At 63.1% G+C, this 14781-nt stretch carries 14 protein-coding genes; 11 read left to right on the top strand and 3 right to left on the bottom strand.

Annotated features, from left to right (window positions below; genetic code table 11):
- Both ACFY9W_RS07445 and ACFY9W_RS07450 read right to left on the bottom strand, forming a co-directional pair.
- A complete protein-coding gene (locus ACFY9W_RS07445) occupies nucleotides 1–1965 on the bottom strand; it encodes a MacB family efflux pump subunit (RefSeq protein WP_391127849.1) in 1965 nt (654 codons plus the stop codon).
- On the bottom strand, nucleotides 1966–3138 hold the full coding sequence (locus ACFY9W_RS07450; RefSeq protein ID WP_391127852.1) for an efflux RND transporter periplasmic adaptor subunit: 1173 nt from the start codon (nucleotides 3136–3138) through the stop codon (nucleotides 1966–1968). It abuts the gene before it with no gap.
- A gap of 215 nt (nucleotides 3139–3353) precedes the next feature.
- On the opposite strand from ACFY9W_RS07450, the gene ACFY9W_RS07455 reads away from it, so the two are divergent.
- The 5 genes from ACFY9W_RS07455 to ACFY9W_RS07475 all read left to right on the top strand — a co-directional run bounded on the left by ACFY9W_RS07455 (nucleotide 3354) and on the right by ACFY9W_RS07475 (nucleotide 6830).
- Nucleotides 3354–3845: a sigma-70 family RNA polymerase sigma factor gene (locus ACFY9W_RS07455; protein ID WP_391128241.1), complete on the top strand. Its 492-nt coding sequence runs from the start codon at nucleotides 3354–3356 to the stop codon at nucleotides 3843–3845.
- Nucleotides 3846–4008: 163 nt separating this feature from the next.
- A complete protein-coding gene (locus ACFY9W_RS07460) occupies nucleotides 4009–4488 on the top strand; it encodes a histidine kinase (protein WP_391127855.1) in 480 nt (159 codons plus the stop codon).
- 222 nt (nucleotides 4489–4710) lie between these two features.
- Nucleotides 4711–6036, top strand: a complete 1326-nt coding sequence (locus ACFY9W_RS07465) for an MFS transporter (protein WP_391127858.1) — start codon at nucleotides 4711–4713, stop codon at nucleotides 6034–6036.
- 94 nt (nucleotides 6037–6130) lie between these two features.
- Nucleotides 6131–6427 carry a type II toxin-antitoxin system MqsR family toxin gene (locus ACFY9W_RS07470; protein WP_391127861.1) on the top strand — a complete coding sequence of 99 codons (297 nt, stop codon included), beginning with the start codon at nucleotides 6131–6133 and terminating at the stop codon, nucleotides 6425–6427.
- Nucleotide 6428: 1 nt separating this feature from the next.
- Nucleotides 6429–6830, top strand: coding sequence for a type II TA system antitoxin MqsA family protein (locus ACFY9W_RS07475; protein WP_391127864.1), 402 nt, complete (start codon nucleotides 6429–6431; stop codon nucleotides 6828–6830).
- Between the two features lie 104 nt (nucleotides 6831–6934).
- Here the strand turns inward: ACFY9W_RS07475 and ACFY9W_RS07480 are convergent, their stop codons facing one another.
- Nucleotides 6935–8617, bottom strand: a complete 1683-nt coding sequence (locus tag ACFY9W_RS07480) for a 4Fe-4S dicluster domain-containing protein (RefSeq protein WP_391127867.1) — start codon at nucleotides 8615–8617, stop codon at nucleotides 6935–6937.
- Nucleotides 8618–9149: 532 nt separating this feature from the next.
- Between ACFY9W_RS07480 and ACFY9W_RS07485 the strand changes: the two genes are divergently transcribed.
- From ACFY9W_RS07485 to ACFY9W_RS07510, 6 genes are all read left to right on the top strand, one after another.
- The gene (locus tag ACFY9W_RS07485) at nucleotides 9150–9899 is read left to right on the top strand and encodes an electron transfer flavoprotein subunit beta/FixA family protein (protein WP_391127870.1); all 750 of its coding nucleotides are present in this window, start codon (nucleotides 9150–9152) and stop codon (nucleotides 9897–9899) included.
- Nucleotides 9900–10829 (top strand): FAD-binding protein, encoded by a 930-nt coding sequence (locus tag ACFY9W_RS07490; protein ID WP_391127873.1) that lies wholly within the window; start codon nucleotides 9900–9902, stop codon nucleotides 10827–10829. It abuts the gene before it with no gap.
- A 187-nt stretch (nucleotides 10830–11016) separates the two neighbouring features.
- Nucleotides 11017–11838, top strand: a complete 822-nt coding sequence (locus ACFY9W_RS07495; protein WP_391127876.1) for a transporter substrate-binding domain-containing protein — start codon at nucleotides 11017–11019, stop codon at nucleotides 11836–11838.
- A 9-nt stretch (nucleotides 11839–11847) separates the two neighbouring features.
- Nucleotides 11848–12201 (top strand): DUF4398 domain-containing protein, encoded by a 354-nt coding sequence (locus tag ACFY9W_RS07500; RefSeq protein WP_391127879.1) that lies wholly within the window; start codon nucleotides 11848–11850, stop codon nucleotides 12199–12201.
- Complete coding sequence (locus ACFY9W_RS07505; protein WP_391127882.1) at nucleotides 12198–13010, top strand: OmpA family protein; 813 nt, start codon at nucleotides 12198–12200, stop codon at nucleotides 13008–13010. Before ACFY9W_RS07500 ends, ACFY9W_RS07505 begins: the two co-directional genes overlap by 4 nt.
- Nucleotides 13011–13292: 282 nt before the next feature.
- Nucleotides 13293–14735 carry an aminotransferase class I/II-fold pyridoxal phosphate-dependent enzyme gene (locus ACFY9W_RS07510; RefSeq protein WP_391127886.1) on the top strand — a complete coding sequence of 481 codons (1443 nt, stop codon included), beginning with the start codon at nucleotides 13293–13295 and terminating at the stop codon, nucleotides 14733–14735.
- Nucleotides 14736–14781 lie beyond the last annotated feature (46 nt).

Here is a 14781-nt window from a genome sequence, read left to right on the forward strand (position 1 = left end):
TTATTCGCTGGTAAGGGCTTTGACCGGGTCGAGGCGGGCGGCTTTTCGCGCAGGCATGAAGCCGAACACGATGCCGGTGACGACGGCGCAGGCGAAGGCGCCGAGCATGGCAGGCAGGGCAAAGGCCACCGCCACTTCAGCCAGCATCAGGCCGCCGCCGATGGCCAGGGCCAGCACGATACCGGCCAGGCCGCCGACCATCGACAGCATCACCGCCTCGCTGAGGAACTGCCGCAGGATGTCGCGCTGGCGCGCGCCGGTGGCCATGCGGATACCGATTTCCCGGGTGCGCTCGCGCACGGTCATCAGCATGATGTTCATCACGCCGATACCGCCTACCAGCAGCGAGATCGCGGCAATGGCCCCCAGCATCAGCGACAGGCTGTTCTGCGTGCGCGCTTCGGCCTGGATCAGTGCCGCGTCGTTGGTCAGCTCAAAGTCCTGGCGGCCGTTGTGGCGCTGGCGCAGCAGGCGGTCGATGGCGGCTTCGGCTTCGTTGACCCGGGTGGAGTCCTGCGCAGCGACGGTGATGTAGTCCGGGTCGCGCTGGCCGAACAGGCGGATGGCGGCGGCGGAGTAGGGCACCGCAATGCGCCCGTCGCTGTCCTGGTCGCCAGAGCTGGCACCCTTGCCGGCCAGGATGCCGACTACCTGGAACGGCACGTTGCCGATCAGGATGTACTGCCCCAGCGGGTCGCGCCCGGGGTCGAGCATCTTTTCCCGCACCTTCTGGCCGATCACGGCCACTGCCGCGGCATTGGCCTCGTCGGCATCGGTGAAAAAGCTGCCTTCTACCGCCGGCCAGTTGAAGATCTCGGGGAACCAGGTGTTATTGCCGCCCACGTAGAACTGCTGGCTGCTGTTGCCGTGGCGCACCATCATCTTCTCGCCGATTACCGGCATCACATGTTTGACTTGCGGCAACTGGCCGATGGCGGCAACGTCATCCAGCGTGATGGTGCCGGCCTGTTCGCCCAGGCTTGCCGGCTTGCCGTTGAGGTAGAGGATGTTGGAGCCGAAGGCGGCCATCTGCGCCATGACCTGGCGCTTGCTGCCTTCGCCCACTGCCAGCATCACCACCACCGAGGCCACACCGATGACAATGCCCAGCAGGGTCAGGGCGGTGCGGAAGCGGTTGACCCACATTACCCGCCAGGCGGCTTGCAAGGCTTCGATCAGTTCACCTTTCCATGCCCCGCGCAAGGTCGCGCCGCGGTCCAGGCGTTGACGCAACTGGTCGGCTTGCAGCCCTTGGCCACTCTGGGTCGCAGGTTGGTCGGCGGCCGAGTCGCTGATGATCAGGCCATCACGAATTTCGATTACCCGCTGCGCCCGCGCCGCCACATCGCGGTCGTGGGTGATCAGGATGATCACATGGCCTTGGCTGGCCAGTTCGTCGAGCAGCGCCATGACCTCGGTGCCGCTGTGGCTGTCGAGGGCACCCGTAGGTTCGTCGGCGAGGATGATATGGCCGCCGTTCATCAGGGCGCGGGCAATCGACACCCGTTGCTGCTGGCCGCCGGACAGCTGGTGCGGGCGGTTGCCGGTGCGGCTGGCCAGGCCCAGGCGGCCGAGCAGGGCGCTGGCGCGGGCGTGGCGTTCGCTGGCGTCGATGCCGGCATAGATGGCCGGCATCTCGACGTTTTCCTGTGCCGAGCCCGAGGGGATCAGGTGGTAGCCCTGGAACACGAAGCCGAACGCCTCGCGGCGCAGCCAGGCCAGTTCGTCGCTGTCCAGCGTGGCCACGTCCTTGCCGGCGAAGCGATAGCTGCCGGAGGTGGGGCGGTCGAGGCAGCCGAGGATGTTCATCAGGGTTGACTTGCCAGAGCCTGAGGCACCGACGATGGCGACGAATTCGCCAGGGTGGATGCTCAGGCTGATGCCGTGGAGGATGTCGACCTTGGGGGTGTCGAGGCCGCCGTAGGATTTGCGGATGTCGACCAGTTCGATCAGGGGGGCGCTCATTCAGCCTCCGCTCAGCGTGGGGGCACCGATGACCAGGCGCTCGCCTTCGGTGAGGCCGTCCAGTACCTGCACCCGCAGGCGGTCGCTGAGGCCGGTGCGTACCTGGCGCTGTTCTACCTTGCCGTCAACGGTCAGCACATGCGCCAGGCGCAGGCCTTCGCCGTCGTCCAGCGCTGCCAGCGGCACGGTCAACACCTGGTTGGCCTTGCCTGCCACGAAGAATACTTGTGTGGTCATCTCGGCCATCAGCGCACCGTCCGGGTTGTCGACATCCAGCAGTACGCTGTATTGCACCACCTGGCTGCCGGCGCTGCCGTTGCTGACGCTGGCTGGGCTACCACCGCCCTGGCTGGCCTGCTCCAGCGGCTTGGGCGGAATCGGCAGCACTTGCCGCACGGTGCTGGTCCAGCGGCGCTTGCCGCCGGCCAGGGTGGTGAAGTAGGCGGTCATGCCCGGCTTGACCTTGCCGATGTCAGCCTCGGAGACCTGGGCCCAGACGGTCATGGGCGAGAGCTTGGCGATGCGCAGGATCAACGGGGTTTGCTGCTGGGCGTTGAGGGTTTGCCCTTCGCGGGCATCCACGGCCACCACCGTGCCGTCCATGGGCGCGTAGATGCGCGTGTAGCCCAGCTCGGCCTCGTCGCTGCGCAGGCTGGCCTGGGCCTGGCGGATCTGCGCCTGGAACATGTCGATGCGCGCCTGGGTCACTTTCAACTGCGCTGCTGCCGTTTGCACGTCTTCTTCACGGGTGGCGCCGGCAGCGGCCAGGTCGCGCTGGCGCTTGAGCTGCTGCTGGGCCAGCAGGCCTTGGGCCCGCTGTTCGGCCAGTTGGGCCTTGAGGTTGTCGATCGAGTAGCGCCCGGCATCCAGCCGGGCTTGCTGGGTCGAAGGGTCGATCTCTACCAGCAACTGGCCTTTGCGTACCGTATCGCCGACTTCGACGTGCAGCTTGTGGATCTGGCCGGAGGCCTGCGCGCCAACATCCACGTAGCGCCGGGGTTGCAGGGTGCCCAGGGCGGTAACGCTGCTTTCGATGTCGGCGCGTGTGACGGCCACCGTGCTCAGTGGCTGTGCACCGTAGGGCAGGGCCTTCCAGGCCAGCAGGCAGCCCGCGCCGAGCAGGCCCAGGCCCGCGAGCACGACGCGGCGGCGGGTGTTGGTTAAAGGTCGCATGCAGACTTCCAGCCAGAGTGAGGGCCACGCGCTGCCAGGTGACGGCGCGCGCACCGAGGTCACAGATAGACGAAAGCCCCACCAGTGGATTTAGCCCAGGCAGGCGGGGTGTTGGCGTGTTGCTGAGAATCATTATAGTTTGTAAGATTGCACGCTGATATCACTTGGTCCTGCGTTGCTGCCTGAACAGGGCTTCTGGCAAAGGCTGGCAGGACATCTCAGGTAACGTCGTGGAACATTACTATCGCGAACTGGTGGGTTTCCTCTCCGCGCGCCTGGGCAGTCGCCAAGCCGCCGAAGACGTGGCGCATGATGCTTACCTGCGGGTGCTGGAGCGCACCGACGCCGAGCGCATCGAGCACCCGCGCGCGTTCCTTTACCGTACCGCGCTCAACCTGGTGGTCGACCGCCACAGGCGGCACCAGGTGCGCCAGGCCGAGCCATTGGAAGTGCTGGATAGCGACGAGCGCTGGCACACGGCGGCGCCGTCCCATGATTTGCAGCTGGACCAGCGCCTGGCGCTGATGCAGCGTGCGCTGGATGAGCTGAGCAAGGTGTGCCGTGACTGCTTCCTGCTGCGCAAGCTCGACGGCCTCTCGCACCCGCAGATTGCCGAACACCTGGGCATTTCCCGTAGCGTGGTGGAGAAGCACATCGTCAACGCCATGAAGCACTGCCGGGTGCGCATGCGCGAGTGGGAGTCCTGAAGGGCGGGTCAAAGGCAAATGAAAATTCCGTCAGTCAATCACTTGATTTATGCGGTTTTCCCGACTTCTATCAAAGTAGACCCCTGCCGAACGTAGGCAGTAGCCGTCACCGGCGCAGTATGGTCATGGAGCTTACCCATTACCCAACTGCCCAGGTCCGACCATGGCTAACAAGACCCTGCGCATCCTCATCGCCGACTCACACCCCTGCCAGCGCCTGCAGCTGGAGCGGCTGCTCAATGGGCTGGGCTATTACCGCATAGCCCCCGTAGACAGCTTCGAGGAGTTGCAGCGCCTGGTGCATTGCGCCTTGCAGCCTTTCCACCTGCTGCTGGGCAATATCGAACTGGCCAGCCATGCCGGGGTCGACCTGGCGCGCTTCTGCCGTGTCAGCACGCAGATCCAGCACGCCCTGCTTTACCACTCCGCGCAGTTGAAAGTGCCTTCAGTACCGCAAACTGAACGCCAGGCGGTCAGCCTGAGCTTGCCGCAGGTGCCCGATAACGAGGCGCTGGAGTCGTTCATGGCGATCATCGACGCGCCGCTGCTGGTCGGCAAGCTGCCGCTGCCGGGCGCCATGCCGGCAGTGACGGCCCGGCCCCGGCCACGGGCCAACTTCGCGCACACGGTGTTCAACCGCTAGCGCCGTAACAGCCTAGCAGTCTGGGGCCGCGTTGCGGCCCATCGCCGGCAAGCCAGCTCCCACAGGGACCACGCAAGCCCAGAGGTTTGCACTCACCCTGTGGGAGCTGGCTTGCCGGCGATGGGCTGCAAAGCAGCCCCATGGTGCTGACTGAGTGGCATTAGGGGCAAGGGGGCCGCTATTTGTTATCCTCTTGCCCTTTGCCGATTTGCGGACCCTGCCATGACTGCCATCGATACCGCTCGCCCGCCACGGTTCAGCCGTAGCGATCACCGGACCTTGGGCCTGGCCGCGCTGGGCGGCGCGCTGGAAATCTACGACTTCATCATTTTCGTGTTCTTTGCGCTGACCCTCAGCCAGCTGTTCTTCCCGCCCGAGATGCCCGAGTGGCTGCGCTTGCTGCAAAGCTTCGGCATCTTCGTCACCGGCTACCTGGCGCGGCCACTGGGCGGCATCCTGATGGCGCACTTTGCCGACCACCTGGGGCGCAAGCGGGTGTTCAGCCTGAGCATCCTGATGATGGCCCTGCCATGCCTGCTGATCGGGGTGATGCCGACCTATGCCGACATTGGCTACGCCGCACCGCTGATCCTGCTGGCGCTGCGTATTCTCCAGGGGGCGGCAGTGGGGGGCGAGGTGCCGAGTGCCTGGACCTTCGTCGCCGAGCATGCGCCCGCCGGGCGGCGGGGTTACGCCCTGGGCTTCCTGCAGGCCGGGCTGACCTTTGGCTACCTGCTGGGCGCGCTGACCGCAACCTTGTTGGCGCAGGCGTATACCCCACAGGAAATCCTCGACTACGCCTGGCGCTACCCGTTCCTGCTGGGCGGGGTGTTTGGTGTGATCGGCGTGTGGCTGCGCCGCTGGCTCAGCGAAACGCCGGTGTTCCTCGCCCTGCGCGCGCGTCAGGAGCAGCCGGTGACGTTCCCGCTGCGGCGGGTGCTGGGTGAACACCGCCGGGCATTGGTCCCGGCGGCGCTGCTGACCTGTGTACTGACCTCCGCCGTGGTGGTGCTGGTGGTGATTACCCCGACGGTGATGCAACAACGCTTCGGCATGACAGCCGGGCACACCTTCGCCCTGAGCAGCGTGGGCATTGTCTTCCTCAACATTGGTTGTGTACTGGCGGGGCTGCTGGTCGACCGCGTGGGCGCCTGGCGTGCGCTGATGTTCTACAGCCTGCTGCTGCCGCTGGGTATTGGCGCGCTGTACGCCAGCCTGGTAGGGCAGTGGGGCATGACCTGGCTGGCCTATGCGCTGGCAGGGCTGAGCTGCGGCGTGGTGGGGGTGGTGCCGTCGGTGATGGTCGGCCTGTTCCCGGCTGAAATCCGCGTGTCGGGCATTTCCTTCACCTACAACGTGGCCTACGCACTGTGGGCCAGCACCACACCGCTGGCACTGATTGCACTGATGCCGTGGAGCCCGTGGGTGTGTGTCGGCTTTTGTCTGGTCATGGGCACCGTGGGGTTGCTGACGGCCTTGTATTTCGGGCGCCGTGAGCCGTTGGCGTTTGCGGCGGAGCCGATGCCGATCATGTGCAGTGACAAATGACTGGATAGAGGCCTTTGCAGGCTGAGGCAGACTTCCGGGTGGGGGTTATTGAAATAACCTATTAGCCAAATTTAACCTGGAAGGTTAATTTCTCATGGAAAAGAGAACGCCTCACTGCCCGCTGGATCGGCTGCAAACGCTGTTGAGCCAAGGCAAGGTCCGTACTACCCAGGCAGCGGCCCTGGGCGCGCGGTCACTTGGGCTAGGGCCCTATGACATGTTGGATGTTGTCCGCAGGCTATCGCCAGGCGACTTCCACAAAAGCATGACGAGCTACCACGATCACCGTGTCTGGCAGGATGTGTATCGGGCGCAAACCGCCGTTGGCAGTGTCTACCTCAAGCTGACAGTGGTCGACGATTTGCTCATCGTATCTTTCAAGGAGCTTTGAAATGAAATGTCCTTTGTGTGGGGGCGCGGAGTTGGTCGCGCAGTCTCGGGATATGCCTTATCGCTACAAAGGTGAGTCGACCGTTATCCCGGATATCTCGGGTGACCACTGCCTGGCGTGCGGTGAGGTGGTACTGAGCATGGACGAGGCACAGCGTATGAATGATCTGATGACGGCGTTTGAGCGCAAGGTCAATGCGGCCGTTGTCGATCCAGGTTTCATTGCTGCCATGCGCAGGAAGTTCGACCTTGATCAGCGAGAGGCTGGGGAAATTTTCGGTGGTGGTGTCAATGCATTCTCCCGTTATGAAAACGGCAAGACCACGCCGCCGGTGGCGCTGGTAAAACTGTTCAAACTGCTGGATCGCCATCCAGAGCTTTTCGAGGAAGTGCGTACGGCCTGATGCGATTTCGGTTGCCGAATGGCGCGGTCGCTCCTGCACAGGCCAACAAAAAGCCCCCGGTTCGGCAGGACCGGGGGCTTTTTGTTGCAGCAAGAGCTGGGGCGTTACATGTTCGGGTAGTTCGGCCCGCCAGCGCCTTCAGGCGTAACCCAGGTGATGTTCTGGGCTGGGTCCTTGATGTCGCAGGTCTTGCAGTGCACGCAGTTCTGCGCGTTGATCTGGAAGCGCTTGTTGCCGTCCTCCTGGGTAACCACTTCGTACACGCCGGCCGGGCAGTAGCGCTGGGCCGGTTCGTCGTACAGCGGCAGGTTACTGGCGATCGGCACGTTCGGGTCGGTCAGCTTCAGGTGGCAGGGTTGTTCCTCTTCGTGGTTGGTGCTGGAGAGGAATACCGAGCTGAGCTTGTCGAAGCTGAGCTTGCCGTCCGGTTTCGGGTAGTCGATCTTTTTCGAGTCTGCCGCGAGCTTGAGGCAGGCATAGTCCGGCTTGGTGTCGTGCAGGGTGAACGGCAGCTTGCCGCCGAACCAGTTCTGGTCGACATAGTTGAACGCGCCACCGAGCAGCGGGCCGAATTTGTGCAGGGCCGGGCCGAAGTTGCGGCTGGCGAACAGTTCTTCGTACAGCCAGCTGGCCTTGAAGGCGCTGACGTAGCCGTTCAGCTGGTCGCCGCCTTCGCTGCCGGCGATCAGCGCGTCGGCCACGGCTTCGGCCGCGAGCATGCCCGACTTCATCGCGGTGTGGCTGCCCTTGATCTTGGAGAAGTTCAGGGTGCCCAGGTCGCAGCCGATCAGCGCGCCGCCGTTGAAGACCATCTTCGGCAGCGAGTTCAGGCCGCCTTTGCAGATGGCCCGGGCGCCGTAGCTGATGCGCTTGCCGCCTTCAAGGTACTGGCTCATCACCGGGTGGTGTTTCAGGCGCTGGAATTCATCGAACGGCGACAGGTACGGGTTGGCATAGGACAGGTCGACGATCAGGCCGACCACGACCTGGTTGTTTTCCAGGTGATAGAGGAACGAACCACCGGTGTTGTCCTTGGCCACTACGTCCAGCGGCCAGCCGGCGGTGTGCACCACCAGGCCTTGCTCGTGCTTGGCCGGGTCGATTTCCCAGATTTCCTTCAGGCCGATGCCGTAGTGCTGCACATCAGACTCGTTGTCCAGGTTGAAGCGCTTGATCAGTTGCTTGCCGATATGGCCACGGCAGCCTTCGGCGAACAGGGTGTACTTGCCACGCAGCTCCATGCCCGGGGTGTACATGCCGTCTTTCGGGTTGCCTTCACGGTCTACACCCATGTCACCGGTGACAATGCCGCGCACCACGCCGTTTTCATCGAACAGCGCTTCCTGGGCGGCGAAGCCCGGGTAGACTTCCACGCCCAGGTTCTCGGCCTGCTGGGCCAGCCAGCGGCACAGGTTGCCCAGCGAGATGATGTAGTTGCCATGGTTGTGCATGGTCTTGGGCACGAACAGGTCAGGCACCTTGGTGGCACTGCCGGCATCCTTGAGCACGTAGATGTCGTCGCGCTTCACTTCAGTGTTCAGCGGCGCGCCGAGTTCCTTCCAGTCAGGGAACAGCTCGTTCAGGGCGCGGGGCTCGAACACCGCGCCGGAGAGGATGTGGGCGCCGACTTCAGAGCCTTTTTCCACCACGCAGACGCTGATTTCGCTACCGGCTTCGGCGGCCTTCTGCTTCAGGCGGCAGGCGGCGGACAGGCCCGCCGGGCCGGCGCCGACGATGACCACGTCGAATTCCATGTATTCGCGTTCCACTGGTTCTCTCCTACTCATCAAGGCTCGTGCTGTTGCTTTGTCTTATGGGTGCTTGCGCACAGTGGCTCATCACGGGAGCGAAACTGTAGCTGCGCAAATGACGGACTACACCGTTTTGTCTTGGCCGCGCATTATATCTACACCACTTGGCGGGTCCAATACAAACGTTTGTTTGAATTTGCCGCAGGCCAGTAAAATCACAGGAACGCGGCTGGAGGGTGACCGATTTGCCGTATTGACCGGATGGGGTGTTACGGTCAAGATACGAGCGGTTTTACGTTCGCCGTAGGCTTGCAGCCGGGCGCAGGTACACCTCTAAAGACCAGGTGTGGAGCAGGGTTTTGCGGCCTTTGGCCGGCTTGTAGTGGAGTTTACACGCCACGACAGAAAATGACCCGTGAGTATTTGTCGCAAGAGTCCGGACAAGACTGTTCGGTCACAGTGAAGATACTGGCTCCCGGTACGTTTTTAGAGGTGCCCTTGTACCCACGCGCATCGCCGGGCTCAGCCCCAGGCGACTATCTATTCACCGGAGAGTAACGAGGAATCCATGAAGGTTCTTGTAGCTGTCAAACGAGTGGTCGACTACAACGTCAAGGTTCGCGTCAAGGCGGACAACTCCGGCGTCGACCTTGCTAACGTCAAGATGTCCATGAACCCCTTCTGCGAAATCGCCGTGGAAGAGGCTGTCCGCCTGAAGGAAAAGGGCGTTGCGACCGAGATCGTCGTCGTTTCCGTTGGCCCGGCCACTGCCCAGGAGCAACTGCGTACTGCCCTGGCCCTGGGTGCCGACCGCGCCATCCTGGTAGAAGCCGCTGACGAACTGAACTCCCTGGCCGTGGCCAAGGCGCTGAAAGCCGTTGTCGACAAGGAGCAGCCACAGCTGGTCATCCTCGGCAAGCAGGCCATCGACAGCGACAACAACCAGACCGGCCAGATGCTGGCCGCGCTGACCGGCTACGCGCAAGGCACCTTCGCCTCCAAGGTAGAAGTCGCTGGCGACAAGCTGAATGTGACCCGTGAGATCGATGGCGGCCTGCAGACCGTTTCGCTGAACCTGCCAGCCATCGTCACCACCGACCTGCGCCTGAACGAGCCGCGCTACGCGTCGCTGCCGAACATCATGAAGGCCAAGAAGAAGCCGCTGGAGACCGTTACTCCGGACGCGCTGGGCGTTTCCCTCGCCTCCACCAACAAGACCCTGAAGGTTGAAGCCCCGGCTGCCCGCAGCGCTGGCATCAAGGTCAAATCGGTGGCCGAACTGGTCGAGAAGCTGAAGAACGAAGCGAAGGTAATCTAAATGACTATCCTGGTTGTCGCTGAATACGAGAACGGTGCCGTAGCCCCGGCTACCCTGAACACTGTTGCTGCTGCCGCCAAGATCGGTGGTGATGTGCATGTGCTGGTCGCTGGCCAGAACGTCGGTGGTGTTGCTGAATCCGCTGCCAAGATCGCTGGTGTTGCCAAGGTGCTGGTTGCCGATAACGCTGCCTACGCCCATGTGCTGCCAGAGAACGTCGCGCCGCTGATCAAAGAGCTGGCGAGCAGCTACAGCCACGTGCTGGCCCCGGCCACCACCAACGGCAAGAACATCCTGCCGCGCGTTGCCGCCCTGCTGGATGTGGACCAGATCTCCGAGATCATCTCGGTTGAGTCTGCCGATACCTTCAAGCGCCCGATCTACGCCGGTAACGCCATTGCCACCGTGCAGTCGAGCGCTTCGGTCAAGGTGATCACCGTGCGTACCACCGGCTTCGACCCGGTCGCCGCTGAAGGTGGCTCGGCTGCTGTTGAAGCTGTTGGTGCTGCGCACAACGCTGGCATCTCGGCCTTCGTTGGTGAAGAGCTGGCCAAGTCCGACCGCCCAGAGCTGACCGCTGCCAAGATCGTCGTTTCCGGCGGCCGCGGCATGGGCAACGGTGACAACTTCAAGCACCTGTACAGCCTGGCCGACAAGCTCGGCGCTGCCGTCGGTGCATCGCGCGCCGCGGTCGACGCAGGCTTCGTACCGAACGACATGCAGGTCGGTCAGACCGGCAAGATCGTTGCGCCACAGCTGTACATCGCCGTCGGTATCTCCGGCGCGATCCAGCACCTGGCCGGCATGAAAGACTCCAAGGTGATCGTTGCGATCAACAAGGACGAAGAAGCGCCGATCTTCCAGGTAGCCGACTACGGCCTGGTTGCCGACCTGTTCGAAGCGGTTCCGGAGCTGGAAAAGCTGGTCTGATCCGCCTGCTTCACTTATAAAGAACCCGGCCCTCGTACAGGGGGCCGGGTTTTTTTTGGCCTGTACCGGCCCTATCGCCGGCAAGCCAGCTCCCACAGGTACAGCACTGCCCTTGAGCGCTGTGCCGTACCTGTGGGAGCTGGCTTGCCGGCGATAGGGCCGGGTCAAGCAATACAAGGAGTGAGGGATGATGTTGCGCGGAGCGGGCAGGGCGCTGGCATGTGTGGCGCTGTTGATGTCACCACTGGCCATGGCCGCAGGTAAATGCGAGCGCCTGGTGGCAACCGGCAGCCCGGATGCGCCGCCCTATTCGTGGCAAGACCCGAAAGACCCGAAACACCTGATCGGTGCCAATGTCGACCTGTTGCGCCAGGTGGCTGGCGAGCTGGGTGTAAAGGTGGAAGTGCTGAATGCCGGCCGTCGCGACCAGGCACTGGAGGAAGTGCGCAGCGGGCGTATGGATCTGCTGCTCGATACACCGATGCAGGTCGAGCAACTGACTGCGCTGGACTACATTCATCCGCCGTTGCAACTGAATGAATACCTGGTGTGGACCCGTCACGATGCCGAGTTGACCTTCGACGGCCCGGCAGACCTGGCCCGGTACCAGGGCAGCTTGTCCGAGCGAGCGCGGCTGACCCCGGCCTTCACCGCCTTCGCCAAGGCCCAGTTGAAGCTGGTGCCGGCGCAGAATTTGACCCAGGCGTTCCAGAAACTGGTGCTCGGCCAGGTGGATTATGTGCTGGCCGGCCGCTATTCGGGCATGGCCATGGCCCAGAGCCTGGGCATGAGCAACGACCTTATCGCCCGCGGCCTGCCGGTGGACCGGCCGGGCCTGTACCTGGCCCTTTCGCACAACTCGGCATGCAATGACAGCTGGTTGCGTGGGCAATTGGCGAAAAAACTGACAGAATTGCCGATCTCCGGTGCGTCCGAGGCCGTCCTGCAACGCAATGTAGAGCGCTGGAAAGCGCAGTTGCAGGTACCGGCGGATGCCCCCAAACACTAGGAAGATTGCGTGAGAACCCAACCCTTGATTCTTGCCTTGGCCGTGCTTGGCCTGGCTGGCTGCGCCAATGATCCGGCTCCTGACGAGCAGATGCGCATTTCCGAACAGGCACTGGAGCAGGCCAGGGCCGTAGGCGCCACCGAGCAGGTCGAAACGTTGAAGCTGGCTGAAGACAAGCTGGCCCGTGCCAAGACCAACATGCTCACCGAAGACTACCGCGATGCACGCATGCGGGCCGAGCAGGCCGAGCTGGATGCACGCCTGGCCGAGGCTCAGGTGCTGAACCAGAAGAGCGAAGAGCAACTGCAGTTGCTGCAATCGCGGGTCAAGCGCTTGCGCAAGCAGCTGGAGGTGCAGCCATGATCCGCCGTACTCCATTGGCTGCGCTGGCCTTGCTGATGCTGGCGGCAGGCTTGCAAGGCTGCGCCAGCCAGCGCAGCTCGGCCGCGCTGGATGAGGCCAGTGCCGCCTTCGCGAAGGTCAAGGATGATTCCGATGTGCTGCGCAGTGCGCCGCGTGACGTGATCCGCGCAGGCGAGTCGCTGGCCCGCGCCGAGCGGCTGTCCAGCTACATCGGCACCGGTTCCGATGTGCGTCATTATGCTTACCTCAGCCAGCGCTACAGCGAGATTGCCAGTGAGCATGCCAAGCTGTCGCTGAACCAGGAGCGCCAGGCCAAGCTTGACCTTGAGCGTCAGCGCCTGCAACTGGCGTTGCGCGAGGCCAAGCTGGCCAGCGTGCAGCAGCAGGGCAAGTGGGTCGAGTCGCAAATTGCGGCACTGGCATCGGAGCAGGCCGACCGTGGCCTGGTAATGACCCTGGGGGACGTGCTGTTCGATACCGGCCGTGCCGACCTGAAGAACTCGGCCAGCCGCACGGTGCTCAAGCTGGTGCAATTCCTTCAGCTCAACCCGCGGCGGGTGGTGCGTATCGAGGGCTATACCGACAGCACCGGCGCGGCCGAGGACAACCTGAAGTTGTCCCGCGACCGTGCGCAGGCTGTGGCCGACATGCTGGTTGACCTTGGCATCGACGAAAAGCGCCTGCAGGTTGAAGGCTATGGTGACCAGTACCCGATCGAGGCCAATGCCTCGGAGCGGGGCAGGGCGCAGAACCGCCGGGTCGAGATTGTATTCTCCGATGACAAGGGCAAGCTCGCGCCAGCGCGCTGATTGATGTGAAAAAGGGGCCGCTTTGCGGCCCATCGCCGGCAAGCCAGCTCCCACAGGGATCGCGCAGACTTCTAGCCCTGTGTAATCCCTGTGGGAGCTGGCTTGCCGGCGATGGGCTGCGAAGCAGCCCCGCTTTCCATCGGTTAGGCACGGTTTAATCGTTTCGATAGCTATCACGCTGTTGTATTGTCGACTATGTTGCATTCTGTCCCAGTACACTTTGCAACTGTTACGGTATCCTCTACCGTCACTGAGCCGCACAAGAACAACGAGCCTGCCGCCATGACCAACCTGCTGCTGTACCAGCGTATCGCCCAGCAACTGGCCGATGACATCCGTCGTGGTGTCTACCAGCCAGGCGAGCGGGTACCCTCCGTGCGCAAGATGAGCGCCCAGCTCAATGTCAGCCATGCCACGGTGCTGCAGGCGTACGCCAACCTCGAAGACCAAGGGTTGATTCGCGCACGGCCACAATCGGGCTACTACGTGCACCAGACGCCCGCCCTGACTGCGCAAACGCCGGACATTGCCCGGGTGGAGCGCCCCGGCCTGGTCACCCGTGCCAGCATCATCCAGCAAGTACTCACCGAGGCGCGCCGTGATGGTGTGTTCCCGTTCGGTGCTGCGGTACCGCATGTCGATTACCTGCCGGTGCGCGCGCTGCATCAGCAAATTGCCAAGGTCACCCGCTTTCACAGCCCGCGCGCCTTCAGCTACATGTTCAGCCCGGGTTTCGAGCCGCTGCGCCGGCAGATCGCCATTCGCATGCGTGACGCCGGCGTGCTGGTCGACCCGCGTGAAGTGATCGTGACCCATGGCTGTGTCGATGCGCTGCAAATGTCGCTGCGTGTGTTGACCCGGCCGGGGGATCTGATCGCCGCCGAGTCGCCAACCTATTACGGCCTGCTGCAACTGGCCGACCTGTTGGGCCTGAAGGTGATCGAGATCCCCAGTGACCCGTCTACGGGCATCAGCCTTGAAGCCTTGCAGCTGGCTGCCAACCAGTGGTCGATCAAGGCGCTGGTGCTGACCTCGCGGCTGAGCAACCCGCTGGGGGGGACCGTCCCCGAAGAGCGGCAGAAGCAGCTGTTGCGCCTGGCGTCCGACTTCGATATCCAGATCGTCGAGGACGACATCTATGGCGAGTTGATGTTCGAGCAGGGCAAGACCAAGGCACTGAAAGCGTTCGACCGGCTGGACCGGGTGATCTACTGCTCAAGCTTCTCCAAGACCCTGTCCCCCGGCGTGCGTGTCGGCTGGATGATTGCCGGGCGTTACCAGGACGAGATCCAGCGCCTGCAGACTTTCACCACTCATTCGGCCTGCAGCGTCACGCAGATGGGGGTGGCGGCCTACTTGGAAAATGGCGGCTACGACCGGCACCTGCGCTACATTCGCCAGGAGTATCGCAAGAACCTCAGCGCCTATCAGTTGGCGGTGCAGCAGCACTTCCCCGAGGGTACGCAGATGACCCGGCCGACGGGCGGTTTCATCCTCTGGGTGAGCTTGCCTGGGCGGGTCAACACGCAGGAGTTGCACGTGCGGGCGCTGGAGCAGGGCATCAGCATTGCGCCAGGGCTAATATTCAGCAATACAGAGCAGTTCAACCATTGTATCCGCCTCAATTGCGGTATTCCGTGGAACAAGGAGGCCGAGCGGGCAGTGATTACCCTCGGTTTGCTGGCTCAGCAGCTGTGCAGGGAGCCTGCGCTCACACTTTTGTAAGGCTTGCCAGCCGCCTTTGGAACATGGAGCATACGCACCTTTCCTG

The organism is Pseudomonas sp. NPDC008258, from assembly GCF_042956345.1.
Lineage (GTDB): Bacteria > Pseudomonadota > Gammaproteobacteria > Pseudomonadales > Pseudomonadaceae > Aquipseudomonas.